The organism is Streptomyces sp. NPDC002156, assembly GCF_053593675.1.
Genome location: NZ_JBSFDA010000002.1, coordinates 19186 through 39076 on the forward strand (window position 1 = coordinate 19186; position 19891 = coordinate 39076).

The following is a 19891-nucleotide window of genomic DNA, read 5'->3' on the forward strand; positions in this document are numbered from 1 at the left end:
CCCGGTACCCCGTATGACTCGGGGAGGAGGGCCAAGTCCCCGCTGCCCTGCTCCCCGTACCTCCGCCGCTCCCGGCTCGGCCACTGCCCGAGCCGGGAGCGGCGGTCTTCGTACATCACCAGGTTTCACCAGATGAGGACGCCGCCGCCGATCTCCAGGGCCTTGTGGGCGCTCTCCTCGATGATCCGCAGCCGGTCCTCGATGCCCGCGCGGTGTTCCGCCAGGGTCCGGGGCCGCTCCGTGCCGGCGGCGATCGCGTCCAGGTGGGTGCGCAACAGGGCGACCTCACGCAGCAGGGCCGGCACCTCCTCGGCCTCGACATAGAGGTCGGCGTCGGCCAGCCGGGGCAGGAGGCGGGCGCCCAGCGCGCGTACCGACTCTGATCCCCACACCGTCGTACGCCATGACTCGAAGCCGCCCGACTGGTATACGTCGGCCGGCACTTCGAGTAACCGCAGCTTTCCGTTCGGCTCGCGGACGAACACGTCCACCAACAGGCTCATGACCGCAGGGAACCACTGCCGGACCCGACCGGACCACCGGGTTTCGCGGCAGGTCAGCCGCCCAGCGCCGGAACCACCCGCTCCCCGAACAACCGCAGGCTCCGCCAGCCCTCCTCCACCGGCATTCCGCCCGACAGCGGATGCAGTACGTAGTTGTCCAGGCCCTGGGCCACGCACTCCTCCGGCGTCAGCATCCGGTAGACGCCCTCGGCACGGAGTTCCTCGACCGTCGTGGCCGCCGACTTCACCGCGGAGCGGATGTCGCCGGACTGCCAGGAGGCGTACGTCCGGGCCTCGTGCAGGAAGTGGTGGCCGTGCTCGGCCCAGGTGCGGTCCGGGTCCTCGGTGATGTGGAGGAGAGGGGTCTCGGCGGCCGGCATCATCGTCCAGCCGTCGGTGCCGTACTCGACGAGCCGCTCCTTGTAGTAGGCCTCCAGCTCGGGCAGGTGTGCGCTGGGGAAGAGGGGGAGGCCGAGGCGGGCGGCCCGTCTCGCCGCCGCCTTCGACGAGCCGCCCACCAGGAGGAGCGGGTGCGGGTCGGTGCACGGGCGCGGAGTGACCCGTACCGTACGGCCGCGGTACTCGAACTCCTCGCCGGTCCAGGCCTTCAGGAGGGTCTCCAGCAGCTCGTCCTGGAGCTTGCCGCGCTGCTTCCAGTCGGCGCCGAAATGGGCGTACTCCTCGGGCCGGTATCCGATCCCGGCGACCGTGACCAGCCGGCCGCCGCTCAGGAGGTCGAGTACGGCGATGTCCTCGGCGAGCCTCAGGGGGTCGTGCAACGGGCCGATCACCGCCGACACGGTCACCGCGATCCGCCGCGTCGCCCCGAACACCGCCCCCGCGAAGGCGAACGGCGACGGCAGCCAGTTGTTGGCGACGCCGTGGTGCTCCTCGGTCTGGACGGTGGTGATTCCGTGGGCGTCGGCGTACGCGGCCATCTCGATCGCGGCCTGGTAGCGGGCGCGGAGGTCGGCGGGGGTGGCGTCCGGGGCGACCAGGTTGAAACGTACGACGGTGACGGGCATGGGACCGATCCCCTTCGTCGGCGGTGTGGAGGGGACGGTAGCTGACGGGTCGTCAGGTGGCCAGGGGTGGGCGGGAAGGGTGTGTCACGGCCCACCGGATGGGTCGTGACACACCCTGGGGACGCTGCTTGGCGTACCCGGCGGCTTCCGCATACTGGTGCCGCTGTGACTCCGCCCCTGGGGGGCTTCCCGGCCGACGCGAAGTCGGACGGCGGACCAGCCCGGTCCGGTGGGGCGCGTGGCCCCGCACGGACAACGAACGTCCGAGCGGGAGGTCACGCATACTGGACCGGCTATGGAAACCATCATCCTCGCTGTAGTCATCGCCGTGATCGTGCTCGGTGTGCTCGGTGGGCTCGTCGTCGGCAGCCGCAGGAAGAAGCCGCTGCCCCCGGCGCCCCCCACGACACCCGACCTCACCGCCCCTCCGGCCGAGCCGCACGTCGGCGACGAGGCCGAGACGCCGCGCGACGAACCGCGCCGCACGATAGAGGAGGTGGATCTTCCCGAGGCGGGGGACGGCACGTCCGTCGCCGTCGAGGAGCCTCCCTCCGCTCCCGAGATCGAGGTGCCGGAGCCCACTGCCGGCCGGCTGGTCCGGCTGCGCGCCCGGCTCTCCCGGTCGCAGAACGCGCTCGGCAAGGGGCTGCTCACGCTCCTCGCCCGCGAGCACCTCGACGACGACACCTGGGAGGAGATCGAGGACACCCTCCTCACCGCCGACGTCGGCGTCCAGCCCACCCAGGAGCTGGTCGAGCGGCTGCGTGAGCGGGTGAGGGTGCTCGGTACGCGGACGCCTGAAGAGTTGCGCGGGCTGTTGCGCGAGGAACTGCTCAAGATTCTCGAACCCGGGTTCGACCGGGCCGTGAACACCGACTCGCCCCTGGACACCCCGGGCATCGTGATGGTCGTCGGCGTCAACGGCACCGGCAAGACCACCACCACCGGCAAGCTCGCGCGCGTGCTCGTCGCCGACGGGAAGAACGTCGTCCTCGGCGCCGCCGACACCTTCCGGGCCGCCGCCGCCGATCAGCTCCAGACCTGGGGCGACCGGGTGGGAGCCCGTACGGTGCGTGGTCCTGAAGGGGGTGACCCTGCTTCCATCGCCTTCGACGCCGTCAAGGAAGGGATCGAGGCCGGCGCCGATGTCGTCCTCATCGACACCGCCGGGCGGCTCCACACCAAGACCGGGCTCATGGACGAGCTGGGCAAGGTCAAGCGCGTCGTCGAGAAGCACGCCCCGCTGGACGAGGTGCTGCTCGTGCTCGACGCCACGACCGGACAGAACGGGCTCGTCCAGGCCCGTGTCTTCGCCGAGGTCGTCGACATCACCGGCATCGTGCTCACCAAGCTCGACGGCACCGCCAAGGGCGGCATCGTCATCGCCGTACAGCGCGAGCTGGGTGTGCCGGTGAAGCTGATCGGGCTCGGCGAGGGGGCCGACGACCTGGCTCCGTTCGAGCCGGAGGCGTTTGTTGACGCCCTTATCGGCGACTGAACGGCCGGAGGGCCTGGGGGATTTCCCAGGTACTCAAGTAGTAGGTGCTTCAGTAAGAAGAGGCCCGCCGCATGGTGCAGATGCGGTGGGCCTCTCGTTTCGGCGAGGTCCGGTGCTACGCCCGCGACCGGTGCGCCACATAGGCAAGCGTCCCCAGCAGCAGCCTCGCCGCCGGAGGCTTTGTCGCCGTGTCCAGGGTCGGCGGGCGCAGCCAGGTGACCGGGCCGAGGCCGCCCCGGTCGGACGGGGGCGCCGTCAGATACGTACCGGCGCCCAGGCCGTGCAGGTCGAGGGTCGCGTCGTCCCAGCCCATGCGGTAGAGGAGCTGGGGCAGTTCCGCGGCGGCGCCGGGGGCGACGAAGAACTGGGCGCGGCCCTGCGGGGTGGCCGTGACCGGGCCGAGGGGGATGCCCATGCGCTCCAGGCGGACCAGGGCATGGCGGCCGGCCGGTTCGGCGACCTCGATCACGTCGAAGGCGCGGCCCACCGGGAGCATCACCGAGGCGCCGGGGAACTGGCCCCACGTGTCCGTGACCTCGTCGAGCGTGGCGCCGGCCGCCACCCGGGGCGCGAAGCTCAGCGGGTGGGCGCCCGGCGTGGGGCAGTCCGGCAGGCCGCAGGAGCAGGCGCCGCCCGCCGCGCGGGCGCCGGCCACCACGTCCCAGCCCCAGAGGCCGGTGTACTCGGCCACGGCGGTGCACTCCGACGACCGGCCGCGGCGGCGCGTGCCTGGCCGGATCTCGCGGATACCCCGGCTGCTGCCGATCGTGAAGCCCATGCCCCCTCCAACGGGTCCGACGCACCGGTGGTTACGAGATGCACGTGGAACGTAACCCTGTGTTTCCGACTGCCCGACAGCCCTGCCCGCCATCACCTGTTTCAGTCGGCGCCCGGAAGTACCGCGGGTAGTGCGCTCGGCGGCGTGCGCCCTCGCGTGCATCCCTCCGCCCACTTCCGGCTGTCCTCTGTCAAGTGAATCCTGTGCAGCCACCCGGTAGTTCATTCGAAGGGGTGGCGAATGGTGGCGTTTCCTGGATCCCCATGGCTGGAGCCGTGATCGTAGGATTACTTTGAGTGCACGAGGCCTGGGGGCACATGCGCTTGTGGGTATGCCGGAGGCAAGTCGGCTTCCCGTTCGAAGGGTGAGAACCGCCGGACGCGAAGCCTATTTACCGGCATTCTGATAGGGCTTGGCGCACTCGGCGACAAGTGGTCTCAGGGATGGGGGCGTTCCAGTGGGCGGCAACGGCGGAAGCGCGACGACACCGGCTAGCGCCGACAAGCGCCCGAACGAGCTGCTCGGCTCATGGTTCGTGCGCAGCGGCTGGTCCAAGGGCGAGCTGGCGCGCCAAGTGAACCGACGGGCCCGCCAGTTGGGCGCCAACCACATCTCCACGGACACCTCGCGGGTCCGGCGCTGGCTCGACGGGGAGAACCCGCGCGAGCCGATCCCGCGGATCCTGTCCGAGCTGTTCTCCGAGCGCTTCGGCTGTGTCGTCTCCGTCGAGGACCTGGGGCTGCGCGCCGCCCGCCAGTCACCGTCCGCGTCCGGCGTCGACCTGCCCTGGACGGGCCCGCAGACCGTGGCCCTGCTCAGCGAGTTCTCCCGCAGCGACCTGATGCTGGCCCGGCGCGGCTTCCTCGGCACCGCCCTCGCCCTCTCCGCCGGACCGACCCTGATCGAGCCCATGCAGCGCTGGCTCGTCCCCGTGCCCCCCGCCCCGCCCGAGGAGCCCGAGCACCCGTCCGCCGCGCGCCGGGCCGGCCGGCTCTCCCAGCCCGAGCTGGAACTGCTGGAGTCCACCACCGCGATGTTCCGGCAGTGGGACGCCCAGTGCGGCGGCGGCCTGCGCCGCAAGGCCGTGGTCGGGCAGCTGCACGAGGTCACCGACCTCCTCCAGGAACCCCAGCCCGAGGCCACCACCCGCAAGCTGTTCAAGGTCGCCGCCGAACTGGCCGAACTCGCCGGCTGGATGTCGTACGACGTGGGACTCCAGCCGACCGCCCAGAAGTACTTCGTGCTGGCCCTGCACGCGGCCAAGGAGGCTGGGGACAAGCCCCTGGGCTCGTACATCCTGTCGTCCATGAGCCGCCAGATGATCCACCTCGGTCGGCCGGACGACGCCCTCGAACTGATCCATCTCGCGCAGTACGGCAGCCGTGACTGCGCGAGCCCCCGCACCCAGGCCATGCTGTATGCGATGGAGGCACGCGCATACGCCAATATGGGACAGCCCGGAAAGTGCAAGCGGGCCGTGCGGATGGCCGAGGACACGTTCGCGGACGTACACGATTGGGACGAGCCCGATCCCGACTGGATCCGCTTCTTCTCCCGGGCCGAGCTGTACGGCGAGAACTCCCACTCCTTCCGCGACCTGGCCTATGTCGCAGGCCGCAGCCCCACCTACGCCTCCCTCGCCGAACCCCTCATGCGGAACGCCGTCGACCTGTTCGCGAAGGACACCGATCACCAGCGGTCGTACGCACTGAACCTGATCGGAATGGCCACCGTCCACCTCCTCCAGCGGGAGCCGGAACAGGCCACCGTGCTGGCCGCCGAGGCCATGGGAATCGCCAAGAAGGTGCGCTCGGAGCGGGTCAACACTCGTATTCGAAAAACCGTCGACACGGCCGTACGCGACTTCGGCGATCTCACCGAGGTCGTCGACCTCACCGACCAGCTCGCCATCGATCTGCCAGAGACCGCCGAAGCGGTCTGAACCCCCGGAACCCCGGCCGCGGCAGGCCCTCCCGAACAGCCCGACTCGGCTCCCCCGCCAGGTCATCGGAAGGCCCGCCGCGGTCGGACCACCGCTCGGGGCGAAGGTTGCGCCACGATAACGATCGGCGCGTCCGACATCTGGCAGTTCATCGATCCGTAACACACAAGGCACCTTCGTCACTGCGGCGAAACATCGAGGGGCGTCGACCGAAACGGCGCTGCGCCAATCTCTGGCGCATAACCGGCCCACCCCTCAATCCGCTCAGGCTTCGCCCGCACGGGGCCGTACCAATGACGAGGAGACGCCGATGGCATCAGCCGCCATCACGCTAGCCGCAGACGCTCCCACGCTGTCTGCCGCAAACACCGGGTTCATGCTGATCTGTTCAGCCCTGGTGTTGCTCATGACCCCCGGTCTCGCCTTCTTCTACGGCGGCATGGTTCGGGTCAAGAGCACTCTGAACATGTTGATGATGAGCTTTATCAGCATCGGGATCGTCACGATCCTCTGGGTGCTCTACGGCTTCTCGCTCGCCTTCGGCACCGACAAGGGCGGCTTCATCGGCTGGACCTCGGGCTGGGTCGGTCTCAGTGACATCGGCACCGCCGATCTGTGGGACGGCTACACCATCCCGATCCTGGCCTTCATGGTCTTCCAGATGATGTTCGCGATCATCACCCCCGCCCTGATCAGCGGCGCCCTCGCGGACCGCGTCAAGTTCACGGCATGGGCGCTGTTCGTCGCCCTCTGGGCCACGGTCGTGTACTTCCCCGTCGCCCACTGGGTATGGGGCGCGGGCGGCTGGGCCTTCGAGCTGGGCGTCATCGACTTCGCCGGTGGTACGGCGGTCCACATCAACGCGGGTGCCGCGGCGCTCGGCGTGATCCTGGTCATCGGCAAGCGCGTCGGCTTCAAGAAGGACCCGATGCGCCCGCACAGCCTCCCGCTGGTCATGCTCGGCGCCGGTCTCCTCTGGTTCGGCTGGTTCGGCTTCAACGCCGGCTCGTGGCTGGGCAACGACGACGGCGTCGGCTCGCTGATGTTCGTCAACACGCAGGTCGCCACCGCCGCCGCCATGCTCGCCTGGCTCATCTACGAGAAGATCCGCCACGGCGCGTTCACCACGCTGGGCGCCGCCTCCGGCGCGGTCGCGGGTCTGGTCGCCATCACCCCCTCGGGCGGTGCGGTCTCCCCGCTCGGCGCGATCGCCGTCGGCGCCATCGCCGGTCTGCTGTGCGCCATGGCCGTCGGCCTCAAGTACAAGCTCGGTTACGACGACTCGCTCGACGTCGTCGGTGTCCACCTCGTCGGCGGTGTCGTCGGCTCCCTGCTGATCGGCTTCTTCGCCAGCGGCAAGGGCCAGTCCGAGGTCCAGGGCCTCTTCTACGGCGGCGGCCTCGACCAGTTCTGGAAGCAGTGCGCGGGCGTCTTCGCCGTCCTCGGCTACTCCCTGGTCGTCTCCGCGATCCTCGCCTTCCTCCTCGACAAGACGATCGGTATGCGCGTCTCCGAGGACGACGAGGTCGCCGGCATCGACCAGGCCGAGCACGCCGAGACCGCATACGACTTCAGCGGCGCCGGGGGTGGCTCGGCCCGTACGTCCGTCACGACGGCCGTCGGTGGCGAGAGCAAGAAGGTGGACGCATGAAGCTCATCACCGCCGTTGTGAAGCCCCACCGCCTCGACGAGATCAAGGAGGCCCTCCAGGCCTTCGGGGTCCACGGTCTGACGGTCACCGAGGCGAGCGGCTACGGTCGTCAGCGGGGCCACACCGAGGTCTACCGCGGCGCCGAGTACACGGTCGACCTCGTTCCCAAGATCCGTATCGAGGTCCTCGCCGAGGACGACGACGCCGAGGGCCTGATCGACGTCATCGTCAAGGCGGCCCGGACCGGCAAGATCGGTGACGGCAAGGTCTGGTCCCTCCCGGTCGACACGGCCGTCCGGGTCCGGACCGGCGAGCGCGGCCCGGACGCGCTCTGAGGCAGGAAAAAGAACAGGAGTCGCTGGGTGACGAGTACGAACGTGCGTAAGGATGCAGAGGACTCGGGACCCAGCGGCTATGCGGCGGCCCGGCTGCGCCTCCTCACCGAGGGGGTGCGGTCCGGGCCGCCGCGCCGTGCGGCCCTCGCCGAACTGACGGACGAATGGCTGACCGGCCTGTTCGCCGCGGGCGCCGAGGGACTGCGCGGAGTCTCCCTGGTCGCGGTCGGCGGCTACGGCAGAGGTGAACTCTCCCCACGCAGCGACCTCGACCTGCTCCTCCTGCACGACGGCAGCGACTCCGCCGGGGTCGCCGCCCTCGCCGACCGGCTCTGGTACCCCGTCTGGGACCTGGGCCTCGCGCTCGACCACTCCGTACGGACCCAGTCCGAGGCCCGCAAGGTCTCGGGCGAGGACCTCAAGGTGCAGCTGGGCCTGCTCGACGCCCGCCACCTGGCCGGCGACCTCGGCCTCACGGCCGGCCTGCGCACGGCTGTCCTCGCCGACTGGCGCAACCAGGCCCCCAAACGCCTCCCCGAACTCCAGGAACTCTGCGCCGAGCGCGCCGAACGCCAGGGCGAGCTGCAGTACCTCCTCGAACCCGACCTCAAGGAGGCCCGCGGCGGCCTCCGCGATGCCACCGCCCTGCGCGCCGTCGCGGCCTCCTGGCTCGCCGACGCCCCGCGCGAGGGCCTCACCGACGCCCGCCGCCGCCTCCTGGACGTCCGTGACGCCCTCCACCTCACGACCGGCCGCGCCACCGACCGCCTCGCCCTCCAGGAGCAGGACCAGGTGGCCGCCGAACTCGGCCTCCTCGACGCCGACACCCTCCTGCGGCAGGTGTACGAGGCCGCACGCGTCGTGTCGTACGCCAGCGACGTCACCTGGCGCGAGGTAGGGCGCGTGCTGCGATCGCGCGCCGTACGCCCGCGCCTGCGCGCCATGCTGGGCGGCGGCAAGCCGGTGGCGGAACGTTCACCCTTGGCCGAGGGCGTCGTCGAACAGGACGGCGAGGTGGTGCTCGCCCGCGCCGCCCGCCCCGACCGCGACCCCGTACTCCCGCTCCGCGCCGCCGCCGCAGCCGCCCAGGCGGGCCTCCCGCTCTCCCTGCACGCGGTCCGCCGGATGGCCGTGGCGGCCCGCCCGCTGCCCACCCCGTGGCCTGCGGAGGCCCGCGAACAACTGGTCACGCTGCTGGGCTCCGGCCGCCCGACCATCGAGGTCTGGGAGGCGCTGGAGGCCGAGGGCCTGATCACCCATCTCCTCCCCGACTGGGAGCGGGTCCGCTGCCGCCCGCAGCGCAACGCCGTCCACATCTGGACGGTCGACCGCCACCTCATCGAAACAGCGGTCAGGGCCTCCGAGTTCACCCGCCGGGTCAGCCGCCCCGACCTCCTTCTCGTCTCCGCGCTGCTCCACGACATCGGCAAGGGCTGGCCCGGCGACCACTCCGTCGCGGGCGAGATCATCGCCAAGGACGTGGCCGCCCGCATCGGCTTCGACCGCGCGGACGTGGCGGTGCTGGCGACTCTCGTACGTCACCACCTCCTCCTCATCGACACCGCCACCCGGCGTGACCTGGAGGACCCGGCCACCGTGCGCTCGGTCGCCGAGGCGGTCGGCTCGCAGAGCACCCTGGAACTGCTCCACGCGCTCACCGAGTCCGACGCGCTCGCGACGGGCCCGGCCGCCTGGTCGACCTGGCGCGGCTCACTCGTCGCCGACCTGGTGAAACGCGTCGCCGCCGTGCTCTCCGGGGACGCCGCCGAGGAACCCGAGGCCGCCGCGCCCACCGCCGAACAGGAACGGCTCGCCATCGAGGCGATCGCGACCGGGGGACCGGTCCTGTCGCTGCGCGCCCAGACGGAGCCCCCGGCGGAGGCATCGGCCGAGGCGGAGCCCTCCGGGGAGCCCGAGCCGCTGGGCGTGGAACTGCTGATCGCCGTACCCGACCAGCCGGGCGTCCTGCCCGCCGTGGCCGGCGTCCTCGCCATGCACCGCCTGACCGTCCGCACGGCGGAACTGCGCGCACTGGACCTCCCCGACGGGGTCGAGGGCGCGGTCCTGCTCCTCGACTGGCGGGTGGCCGCCGAATACGGCTCCCTGCCCCAGGCGGCCCGCCTGCGCGCCGACCTCGTACGGGCCCTGGACGGCTCCCTGGACATCGCTGGGCGGCTGGCCGAACGCGACGCGGCGTACCCGCGCCGCCGGGGCGTGGTGGCCCCGCCGGCCCGGGTCACCGTCCATCCGACCGCTTCACGTCTGGCCACGGTGATCGAGGTCCGCGCCCAGGATGCTCCGGGGCTGCTGCACCGGATCGGACGGGCGCTGGATGATGCGGGGGTGCGGGTGCGGAGCATGCATGTCAGCACGCTGGGGTCGAATGCCGTGGACGCGTTCTATGTGACCAACGGCAAGGGCGCGCCGCTGCCGGGGGACGAGGCGTCGTTGGTGGCGCGGAAGCTGGAGGAGATGCTGCGGGGGTGACCGCCCCGCGGATTCCGGTCCCCGCCTGCTGAATCAGCAGGCGGGGACGAATTGCTTGCAGGGCCGGATACCCTGGAGAACAGCCCACTCTGCCCCCGACTCCGAGGACCGACGCCGCCGTGTTCGATACTCTCTCCGATCGCCTCCAAGCCACCTTCAAAACGCTCCGGGGCAAGGGCCGGCTTTCCGAGGCGGACATCGACGCCACGGCCCGCGAGATTCGTATCGCGCTCCTCGAAGCGGACGTGGCCCTGCCGGTCGTGCGGACGTTCATCAAGAACGTCAAGGAGAGGGCGCTCGGCAGCGATGTCTCCAAGGCCCTGAATCCTGCCCAGCAGGTCCTCAAGATCGTCAACGAAGAGCTGGTGACGATCCTCGGCGGCGAGACCCGCCGTCTCCGCTTCGCCAAGAACCCGCCCACCGTCATCATGCTGGCCGGTCTCCAGGGTGCCGGTAAGACCACCCTCGCGGGCAAGCTCGGCAAGTGGCTCAAGGACCAGGGGCACTCGCCCCTCCTCGTCGCCGCCGACCTCCAGCGTCCCAACGCCGTCAACCAGCTCAGCGTCGTCGCCGAGCGGGCCGGGGTCGCGGTCTACGCGCCCGAGCCGGGCAACGGGGTCGGGGACCCGGTCAAGGTCGCCAAGGACTCCATGGAGTTCGCGAAGACCAAGGTCCACGACATCGTGATCGTGGACACCGCAGGCCGCCTCGGTATCGACGCCGAGCTGATGCAGCAGGCCGCGGACATCAGGGACGCGGTCTCGCCGGACGAGATCCTCTTCGTCGTCGACGCCATGATCGGTCAGGACGCCGTCAACACGGCCGAGGCCTTCCGGGACGGTGTCGGGTTCGACGGCGTCGTCCTGTCGAAGCTCGACGGTGACGCCCGTGGTGGTGCCGCGCTCTCCATCGCCTCGGTGACCGGCAAGCCGATCATGTTCGCGTCGAACGGCGAGAAGCTCGACGACTTCGACGCGTTCCACCCTGACCGGATGGCTTCCCGCATCCTCGACATGGGTGACCTCCTCACCCTGATCGAGCAGGCGGAGAAGACGTTCAGCCAGGAAGAAGCGGAGGCCATGGCCTCCAAGCTGGCGTCCAAGAAGGGCCAGGACTTCACCCTGGACGACTTCCTGGCCCAGATGGAGCAGGTCAGGAAGATGGGCAGCATCTCCAAGCTGCTCGGCATGCTGCCCGGCATGGGGCAGATCAAGGACCAGATCAACAACCTCGACGAGCGCGATGTGGACCGTACGGCGGCCATCATCAAGTCGATGACCCCGGCCGAGCGCCAGGATGCGACGATCATCAACGGCTCGCGCCGCGCCCGTATCGCCAAGGGTTCCGGTGTCGAGGTCAGCGCGGTCAAGGGCCTGGTCGAGCGGTTCTTCGAGGCCCGCAAGATGATGTCCCGCATGGCCCAGGGCGGCGGCATGCCGGGGATGCCCGGGATGCCGGGCATGGGTGGCGGCCCCGGCCGGTCGAAGAAGCAGCCCAAGCAGGCCAAGGGCAAGCAGCGCTCCGGCAACCCGATGAAGCGCAAGCAGCAGGAGCAGGAGGAGGCCGCGCGCAGGGCCGCAGGCCCCCAGGGCGCTCCGGGCGGCGCGTTCGGTCTGCCGGGCCAGCAGGCCGGCCAGGACTTCGAGCTGCCGGACGAGTTCAAGAAGTTCATGGGCTGAGCAGTTCATGTGCTGATTCGCGGCGCTCGTACGTCGTTCAGGGCGCCCCTCGCCGGAGGGGCGCCCTCGCGCTTTCTGCGCGTGCCCGCGCCCGGGGTGTGTCGTAACGTCCGCATATGAGCAACCCTGTGCCGCCGCGCAAGGCCCCCGACCAGCCGTGGCGTTCCGAGGGCACTCCGGACGAGGAGCCGCCGAAGCCGTCACCCGGTGGGCGGCGGATGCGAGGCGGCTGGTGGAACCTGGTCTTCGCCGCCCTGTTCGTCTTCCTCGTCGCCTACCTCGCGCTGTCCCTCTTCAACGAGGGTGACGAGCCGACGATCTCGTACACCGCGTTCAGCAAGCAGGTCGACTCCGGCAACGTCAGCAAGATCTACTCCAAGGGCGACGCGATCCAGGGCCAGCTGAAGAAGGCCCAGGACAACCCCGAGGGCGACGGCAAGTACACCAAGTTCAAGACCCAGCGCCCGGAGTTCGCGGACGACCAGCTCTGGGAGGACCTCACCGAGAACAACGTCACCGTCACGGCGGAACCGGTCGTCAAGCAGCGCAGCTTTCTGTTCAACCTGTTGATCTCGCTCGCTCCGATGCTGCTTCTCATCGTCCTGTGGGTCTTCATCGCGCGGCGGATGAGCACGGGGCTCGGCGGCGGGGGCGGCATGCTGGGGCGCAAGGCGCCGCCCAAACCGGTCGAACTGCAGCCGGGCGCCGAGCGCACGACGTTCGCGGACGTGGCGGGCATCGACGAGGTCGAGGGCGAGCTGAACGACGTCGTCGACTTCCTGAAGAACCCGGACGCCTACCGCCGTATGGGCGCCAAGATGCCGCGCGGGGTGCTGCTGGCCGGGCGGCCCGGCACCGGCAAGACGCTGCTCGCGCGCGCGGTCGCCGGGGAGGCGGGGGTGCCCTTCTTCTCGGCCTCCGCGTCGGAGTTCATCGAGATGATCGTGGGCGTGGGCGCCTCGCGGGTGCGTGAGCTGTTCGCCGAGGCCCGCAAGGTCGCGCCGTCCATCATCTTCATCGACGAGATCGACACCATCGGGCGGGTCCGCGGCAGCGGCGCCGGCATGGGCGGTCACGACGAGCGCGAGCAGACCCTGAACCAGATCCTCACCGAGATGGACGGCTTCTCCGGTTCCGAGGGCGTGATCGTCCTCGCCGCCACCAACCGCGCCGATGTCCTGGACCCCGCCCTGACCCGTCCGGGCCGCTTCGACCGGGTCGTCAGCGTCTCGCCCCCGGACCGGGGCGGCCGTGAGGCGATCCTGGAGATCCACACCCGGCAGATCCCGCTGGCCCCGGACGTGGACCTGGCCCAGGTCGCCCGTACGACACCGGGGATGACCGGCGCCGAACTGGCCAACCTCGCCAACGAGGCCGCGCTGCTCGCGGTCAAGCGCCAGCAGGAACTGGTCACGCAGACCGACCTGTCGGAGGCGCTGGAGAAGGTGCAGCTGGGCGCCGAACGCCCCCTGGTCATGCCGGCCGAGGAGCGTCGGCGCACGGCCTATCACGAGAGCGGCCACGCCCTGCTGGGCATGCTCCAGCCGGGCGCCGACCCCGTCCGCAAGATCACCATCGTGCCCAGGGGGCGGGCGCTCGGTGTCACGCTCTCCACGCCCGACGCCGACAGATACGCCTACACGGAGGAGTATCTGCGCGGTCGGATCATCGGCGCGCTGGGCGGTATGGCCGCGGAACAGGTGGTCTTCGGGGTCGTCACCACGGGCGCGGAGAACGACCTCGAACAGGTGACCAACATCGTGCGTGGCATGGTCGCGCGCTGGGGTATGAGCGAGCGGGTCGGCCGGCTCTCGGCGCTCCCGAACGACGCCCAGCAGGCGTACGGCCTCTCGGCGGCTCCGCAGACCCTGGACGTGATCGAGCACGAGATGCGGCGCATCGTCGACGAGTGCTACGACGAGGCCTGCGGCAAGCTCCGCGACCACCGGGCCCAACTGGACGCGCTCGCCACGGCCCTGCTGGAGAACGAGACGTTGGAGGAGGCGGACGCGTACCGGGTCGCCGGGATCGCGCGCCTGGGCAAGGACGGCTGAGCCGGCTCACACCGTCAGGGCGATGAGGTACCGGAAGACGTTCGGCATCCAGATCGTCCCGTCCCGCCGTTGATGCGGATGCAGCGCCTCCGCCAGCTCCTTGTCGACCTGCTCCTGGCCGGTCGCCGTGATCGCCGCGTCGAACAGCCCCGTCGACAGCAGCCCTCGTACCGCGCTGCCGATGTCGGCGTACCCGAACGGGCACGCGACCCGTCCGGAGCCGTCCGGGCGCAGGCCCGCCCGCTGGGCGACCTCCTCCAGGTCGTCGCGGAGTGCGGGGCGCCAACTGCCCGTGACGCGCAGCGGATCCGCGAGCCGGGTCGCCACCCGCAGCACGGCCGACGTGGCACAGCGCTCCGGCGGACCCCAGCCCGCCAGCACCACGGGCGTGCCCCGTTCGACCGGCGGCACAACCGCCGCGAGGGTCTCGGCGAGTCCGTCGGAGTCGCCCGCGAGACAGCCGATCGGCTCGAACGCGGTCACCAGGGTGTACGCGGGAGAGCCCACCTCCCTGGGGAGGCGCGCCACGAGCCGGGTGCCGCCACGCGCGCGCGTGCCTGACGATTCGGGCAGTAAACGCTCCCGCGCGAGGGCCAGCCGTTCGGGTGACAAGGCCTCGACACCGGTGACGGCTGCGCCTCTCGCGGCGGCCATCAACAGGGCCAGGCCCGAGCCACAGCCGAGGCCGAGCAGCCGGGTGCCGGTGCCCACTTCCAGCCGTTCGTAGACGGTCTCGTAGAGCGGTACGAGCATCCGCTCCTGGATCTCCGACCAGTCACGCGCGCGTGCGCACAGGTCCACGCGGGTCGTCGGACCCGCGTGAGGCAGGTGCTGCCGCACGAGCGTAGGTGTCATCGAAAGCGCCCCAATCCGCCGAGAGTTGTCGCTGTTCCCGATGTGGTGGCCCCCGTTCAGTGCGCCCGCACTTCCCCCGTATGCCAGGAAACTGCGCTCCCGACCCGTCGTCCAGGGGTTGTGGGGCCGAGGTTGTGCGCCGGCTGTGCTCACGAAAAGAATTCACATGCCGGCAACGTGGGCCCGTAGCATCGCGTCATGGCAAAGGCACCCGTACTCACGCCGCAGGCAATTGACTTCCCCCGCTGGTACCAGGATCTGGTCGGCAAGGCGGAGTTGGCCGACAACGGTCCAGTGCGGGGCACCATGGTCATCCGGCCGTACGGCTACGGGCTGTGGGAGCGGATGCAGGCCGAGATGGACGCGCGGATCAAGGAGACGGGTACGCAGAACGCGTACTTCCCGCTGCTGATCCCGCAGTCGTACTTCGCCAAGGAGGCCGAGCACGTCGAGGGTTTCGCGCCGGAGCTGGCCGTGGTCACGCACGCCGGCGGCAAGGACCTCGAAGAGCCCGCGGTGGTCCGCCCCACCTCCGAGATGATCATCAACGACTACTTCTCGAAGTGGGTACAGAGCTACCGCGACCTGCCCCTGCTGATCAACCAGTGGGCGAACGTGGTGCGTTGGGAACTGCGCCCCCGGCTCTTCCTCCGGACGACGGAGTTCCTGTGGCAGGAGGGCCACACCGCGCACGCCACCCACGAGGACGCCCGCGCCTTCGCCGCGCACATCCACCGCAACGTCTACGAGGACTTCATGGTGAACGTCCTGGCGATGGACACGGTTCCCGGCCGCAAGACGGTCAAGGAGCGCTTCGCGGGCGCGATCAACACGCTCACGCTCGAAGGCATGATGGGCGACGGCAAGGCCCTCCAGATGGCCACCAGTCATGAGCTGGGCCAGAACTTCGCCAAGGCGTTCAACACCAGCTACCTGTCGAAGGAAGGCAGGCAGGAACTCGTCTGGCAGACGTCCTGGGGGTCGACGACCCGCATGATCGGCGCCCTGGTGATGGCCCACGGCGACGACAACGGCCTGCGGGTCCCGCCGCGTCTCGCCGCGATCCAGGCCGTGGTCCTCGCGATCAAGGGCGACGAGGCGGTTCTGGCCAAGGTCCGCGAACTCGGCGACCGGCTGAAGGCGGCGGGCGTACGCGTCCATGTCGACGACCGCACTGACGTGCCCTTCGGCCGCCGCGCCGTCGACTGGGAGCTGAAGGGCGTGCCCGTCCGTATCGAGGTCGGCCCCCGTGACCTGGAGAACGGCACGGCGATGCTCGTCCGCCGGATCCCGGGCGGCAAGGACCCGGTGGCCCTCGACACACTCGTACGACTGCTGCCCACTGTCCTCGAAGAGGACCAGGCGCTGCTGCTGGCCCAGTCGCGCGAGCGCCGGGAGGCGCGTACGTCGGACGTGTCGACGTTCGAGGAGGCCGTGGAGGTGGCGACCGCCGGCGGCTGGGCGCGCATCCCCTGGGCGGTGCTCGGCGAGAAGGGCGAGGCGAGGCTGGGTGAGCACGCGGTGACCGTACGGTGTCTGGTCGCCGCGGACGGGTCGGTGCCGGACGCCGACGACGCACCGGGTAACGTCGCCATCGTCGCGCGCGCTTACTGAAGTACCGACGAGAGCGACCGAAAGGCCTCTTGCGCACCGGACGACCACAGGTGCCCCGGCGTGCGGACAGCGTCTACGCGCCGGGTCGTACGTGGGGCTACGCACCGGCTTGGTATGAGCTGTGAGGCTTCTCCGCAGATCAGCGCACCCGCCCTCGTCCGGACGCATCAGCGGCAACTGACGGGTACGTGCAAATTATTTGGGATGGCCCGGAATCGGAACACAGCGGCACCCAGGCTCGTTGTCATTACGTGAGCACGACACAGACACCACCTGTTCTCGCCGCAGAACTGGCGCAGGCGTGGGCCGACATTCAGCGGTACCACCCCGAGCTGCCCGATCTTGCCGCGCCCGAGTCCCTGATCGGAGAGTCGTCGTCCGCCTGCGGACACGCGCTCTCCTTCGAGCGACTGCTTCATGAGGCAGTCCATGGCATCGCCGCCGCCCGCGGAGTACGCGACACCTCCCGGGCCGGCCGCTACCACAACCGCAGATTCCTCGCGATCGCCGAGGAGCTGGGCCTGGACCACCCCGAGGAACCGCATCCCAGCAGCGGCTTCTCGCTGGTCACGCTCAACCCCGAGGCGAAGCGGCGTTACCGCCCCACCATGGAGCGGCTGCAGCGCGCCCTGAAGGCGCACACGGTGGCCACGTCCGCCGACACGACCCGCGCGTTCCGCGGCCCTGCCGCGCGCCACGGCTCCTCCGGGGGCGGGGTGCGCGTGAAGGCCGTCTGCGACTGCGGTCGCAACGTGCGCGTCGTCCCGTCGGTGCTGGCGCAGGCGCCGATCGTGTGCGGCGGCTGCGGCAAGCCGTTCAGAATCCCCGAGATCGTGGGCGCGGGCGCCGCGTGAGGCTCCGCCCCGTCGCGTGATCGAACCCGGCATCTCGTGGGTGCCGGAGGAACACGTGGGGAGATGTTCGGCGGGGTGCCGTGACCGCCCGCCTGTCGGCAGCCGCGCACGCGTAGCTGTGGGATGGGTGCCGCTGGGGCGGCACCCATCCCACAGAGAGCGGCACCCCGTGAGCGCCGGGCTGCGCGACGCACCCGGACGGCAGGTCGGCGCCGGGTGCCTCTCAGGCATGGGCGCGCGCACCCTCCGGTTCAAGCAATCCGCAGGGTGTGGCAGAATGGCCAGCTGTACTCGACAGCCGCACAGGAACCCTCTCGCCTCCGGCTGACGCGTCCATCGGGCACTCGGGTACCGCAACCCCACGCGGCAATCTCGCCGTGCCCAACCACGTCAAATCCAGGAGAATCCACTCCCGTGGCAGTCAAGATCAAGCTGAAGCGTCTGGGCAAGATCCGTTCGCCTCACTACCGCATCGTCGTCGCCGACTCCCGTACCCGCCGTGACGGCCGGGCCATCGAGGAGATCGGCCTGTACCACCCGGTGCAGAACCCCTCGCGCATCGAGGTCGACACCGACCGCGCGCAGTACTGGCTGGGTGTCGGCGCGCAGCCGACCGAGCCGGTTCTCGCCATCCTCAAGCTGACCGGCGACTGGCAGAAGTTCAAGGGCCTGCCCGCCCCGGCTCCGCTGCTCGTGGCCGCTCCGAAGGCCGCGCGTCCGTCGTTCGAGGCCCTGGGTGGCGACAACGACGGCAAGGGTGAGGCCATCACTCAGAAGAAGAAGGCTGAGAAGAAGGACGAGGCCGCGGCCGAGTCCACGTCGACCGAGGCCTGAGCATGCTCGAGGAGGCTCTTGAGCACCTCGTGAAGGGCATCGTCGACAACCCCGACGAAGTGCAGGTCGCCTCGCGCGACCTGCGTCGCGGGCGCGTTCTGGAGGTCAGGGTCCACCCCGACGACCTCGGCAAGGTGATCGGCCGCAACGGCCGTACCGCACGTGCCCTGCGAACCGTCGTGGGTGCCATCGGCGGGCGCGGTGTCCGTGTCGACCTCGTCGACGTGGACCAGGTTCGCTGATCATCACGCAGCACCGGCTCGGGCCGGGGAGGGCCACTTGGGCCGTCCCCGGCCCGTAGTCGTCTACGCAGTAATGCCGTAGGCACACGACAGGAGATTCCAGAAAGTGCAGCTCGTAGTCGCGCGCGTGGGCCGCGCCCACGGCATCAAGGGCGAGGTCACCGTCGAGGTACGTACGGACGAGCCGGAGCTGCGGCTCCCGCCCGGCGCCGTCCTGGCCACCGACCCGGCCACGGCGGGTCCGCTGACCATCGAGACGGGCCGCGTCCACAGCGGCCGGCTCCTGCTGCGTTTCGAGGGCGTACGCGACCGGACCGGCGCCGAGGCCCTGCGCAACGTCCTGCTGATCGCCGACGTCGACCCCGAGGAACTGCCCGAGGGCGAGGACGAGTACTACGACCACCAGCTGATGGACCTGGACGTGGTCCTGGCCGACGGCACCGAGATCGGACGTATCACCGAGATCTCGCACCTGCCCTCCCAGGACCTGTTCGTCGTGGAGCGCCCGGACGGCAGCGAGGTGTACATCCCGTTCGTCGAGGAGATCGTGCTGGAGATCGACCTGGAGGAGCAGCGGGCGGTGATCGACCCGCCCCCCGGGTTGATCGACGACCAGGCGGAAATCGCTTCGTCGCGGGATGACGAAGGCTCTTCTGGAGCCGACGCCTGATGCGCCTCGACGTCGTCACGATCTTCCCCGAGTACCTCGAACCCCTGAACGTCTCGCTCGTCGGCAAGGCACGCGCGCGTGGACAGCTGAATGTGCACGTGCATCATCTTCGGGACTGGACGTACGACCGCCACAACACGGTCGACGACACGCCCTACGGCGGCGGCCCGGGCATGGTCATGAAGACCGACCCCTGGGGCGACGCCCTGGACGACGTACTGGCCGATGGCTACGAGACCGGCTCCGGGACGCCCGCGCTGGTCGTGCCCACGCCCAGTGGCCGTCCCTTCGACCAGGCGCTCGCCGTCGAGCTGTCCGAGCGGCCGTGGCTGGTCTTCACGCCCGCCCGGTACGAGGGCATCGACCGGCGGGTCATCGACGAGTACGCGACCCGGATGCCCGTGTACGAGGTGTCCATCGGCGACTATGTGCTCGCCGGCGGCGAGGCGGCCGTACTCGTGATCACGGAGGCCGTGGCGCGGCTGCTGCCCGGGGTCCTCGGCAACGCCGAGTCGCACCGGGACGACTCCTTCGCGCCGGGCGCCATGGCCAACCTCCTTGAGGGGCCCGTCTACACCAAGCCGCCCCAGTGGCGCGGCCGGGAGATCCCGGACGTGCTGCTCAGCGGCCACCACGGGAAGATCGCGCGCTGGCGCCGGGACGAGGCACTGCGTCGTACGGCGGCCAACCGGCCCGACCTGATCGAGCAGACCGACGCGTCCGCCTTCGACAAGAAGGACCGCGAGACGCTCTCCATCATGGGGTGGGCGCCTTCGGCCGACGGCCGATTTTGGCGCAGGCCAGAGGGCGTGGAAGAATAGGTCGCTGTTGTGCGTCGTCCGGCGTGCGCCCCTGCCACGGGGGGACACG

17 protein-coding genes are annotated in these 19891 nt (G+C 70.3%); 13 read left to right on the forward strand and 4 right to left on the reverse strand.

Annotation, left to right across the window (positions count from 1 at the left end; genetic code table 11):
• Positions 1 to 125: 125 nt before the first annotated feature.
• Positions 126 to 503 (reverse strand): hypothetical protein, encoded by a 378-nt coding sequence (locus ACWCRB_RS01535; RefSeq protein WP_450994073.1) that lies wholly within the window; start codon positions 501 to 503, stop codon positions 126 to 128.
• Positions 504 to 556: 53 nt separating this feature from the next.
• Positions 557 to 1528 carry an LLM class flavin-dependent oxidoreductase gene (locus ACWCRB_RS01540; protein ID WP_450994074.1) on the reverse strand — a complete coding sequence of 324 codons (972 nt, stop codon included), beginning with the start codon at positions 1526 to 1528 and terminating at the stop codon, positions 557 to 559.
• Between the two features lie 295 nt (positions 1529 to 1823).
• Between ACWCRB_RS01540 and ftsY the strand changes: the two genes are divergently transcribed.
• Positions 1824 to 3026, forward strand: coding sequence for a signal recognition particle-docking protein FtsY (gene ftsY, locus ACWCRB_RS01545; protein ID WP_450994075.1), 1203 nt, complete (start codon positions 1824 to 1826; stop codon positions 3024 to 3026).
• 115 nt (positions 3027 to 3141) lie between these two features.
• Here ftsY and ACWCRB_RS01550 read toward each other — a convergent pair whose 3' ends face one another.
• Positions 3142 to 3804, reverse strand: a complete 663-nt coding sequence (locus ACWCRB_RS01550; protein ID WP_450994076.1) for a bifunctional DNA primase/polymerase — start codon at positions 3802 to 3804, stop codon at positions 3142 to 3144.
• Positions 3805 to 4261: 457 nt separating this feature from the next.
• Between ACWCRB_RS01550 and nsdA the strand changes: the two genes are divergently transcribed.
• The 6 genes from nsdA (at position 4262) to ftsH (ending at position 13952) form a co-directional block, all read left to right on the forward strand.
• Positions 4262 to 5746 (forward strand): transcriptional repressor NsdA, encoded by a 1485-nt coding sequence (gene nsdA / locus ACWCRB_RS01555; protein ID WP_369035506.1) that lies wholly within the window; start codon positions 4262 to 4264, stop codon positions 5744 to 5746.
• Between the two features lie 310 nt (positions 5747 to 6056).
• Complete coding sequence (locus ACWCRB_RS01560; RefSeq protein WP_450994077.1) at positions 6057 to 7397, forward strand: ammonium transporter; 1341 nt, start codon at positions 6057 to 6059, stop codon at positions 7395 to 7397.
• Positions 7394 to 7732, forward strand: coding sequence for a P-II family nitrogen regulator (locus ACWCRB_RS01565; protein ID WP_235474567.1), 339 nt, complete (start codon positions 7394 to 7396; stop codon positions 7730 to 7732). The genes ACWCRB_RS01560 and ACWCRB_RS01565 overlap by 4 nt, the downstream gene beginning before the upstream one ends.
• A gap of 27 nt (positions 7733 to 7759) precedes the next feature.
• Complete coding sequence (locus ACWCRB_RS01570; RefSeq protein WP_450994078.1) at positions 7760 to 10219, forward strand: [protein-PII] uridylyltransferase; 2460 nt, start codon at positions 7760 to 7762, stop codon at positions 10217 to 10219.
• Between the two features lie 119 nt (positions 10220 to 10338).
• Complete coding sequence (ffh, locus tag ACWCRB_RS01575; RefSeq protein WP_369035498.1) at positions 10339 to 11898, forward strand: signal recognition particle protein; 1560 nt, start codon at positions 10339 to 10341, stop codon at positions 11896 to 11898.
• Positions 11899 to 12014: 116 nt separating this feature from the next.
• Positions 12015 to 13952: an ATP-dependent zinc metalloprotease FtsH gene (gene ftsH, locus ACWCRB_RS01580; RefSeq protein ID WP_450994079.1), complete on the forward strand. Its 1938-nt coding sequence runs from the start codon at positions 12015 to 12017 to the stop codon at positions 13950 to 13952.
• Between the two features lie 6 nt (positions 13953 to 13958).
• Here ftsH and ACWCRB_RS01585 read toward each other — a convergent pair whose 3' ends face one another.
• On the reverse strand, positions 13959 to 14807 hold the full coding sequence (locus ACWCRB_RS01585) for an SAM-dependent methyltransferase (protein ID WP_450994080.1): 849 nt from the start codon (positions 14805 to 14807) through the stop codon (positions 13959 to 13961).
• A gap of 198 nt (positions 14808 to 15005) precedes the next feature.
• Between ACWCRB_RS01585 and proS the strand changes: the two genes are divergently transcribed.
• The 6 genes from proS to trmD all read left to right on the forward strand — a co-directional run bounded on the left by proS (position 15006) and on the right by trmD (position 19842).
• Complete coding sequence (gene proS, locus ACWCRB_RS01590; RefSeq protein ID WP_450994081.1) at positions 15006 to 16421, forward strand: proline--tRNA ligase; 1416 nt, start codon at positions 15006 to 15008, stop codon at positions 16419 to 16421.
• Between the two features lie 251 nt (positions 16422 to 16672).
• Complete coding sequence (locus tag ACWCRB_RS01595) at positions 16673 to 17275, forward strand: hypothetical protein (protein WP_105973762.1); 603 nt, start codon at positions 16673 to 16675, stop codon at positions 17273 to 17275.
• A 414-nt stretch (positions 17276 to 17689) separates the two neighbouring features.
• Positions 17690 to 18109, forward strand: coding sequence for a 30S ribosomal protein S16 (gene rpsP, locus ACWCRB_RS01600; protein WP_235474561.1), 420 nt, complete (start codon positions 17690 to 17692; stop codon positions 18107 to 18109).
• Between the two features lie 2 nt (positions 18110 to 18111).
• On the forward strand, positions 18112 to 18351 hold the full coding sequence (locus tag ACWCRB_RS01605) for an RNA-binding protein (protein ID WP_006373563.1): 240 nt from the start codon (positions 18112 to 18114) through the stop codon (positions 18349 to 18351).
• A 106-nt stretch (positions 18352 to 18457) separates the two neighbouring features.
• Complete coding sequence (gene rimM / locus ACWCRB_RS01610; RefSeq protein WP_450994082.1) at positions 18458 to 19021, forward strand: ribosome maturation factor RimM; 564 nt, start codon at positions 18458 to 18460, stop codon at positions 19019 to 19021.
• Entirely contained in the window at positions 19021 to 19842 is an 822-nt protein-coding gene (gene trmD / locus ACWCRB_RS01615) for a tRNA (guanosine(37)-N1)-methyltransferase TrmD (protein ID WP_450994083.1), read from the forward strand. The genes rimM and trmD overlap by 1 nt, the downstream gene beginning before the upstream one ends.
• Positions 19843 to 19891: the final 49 nt, after the last annotated feature.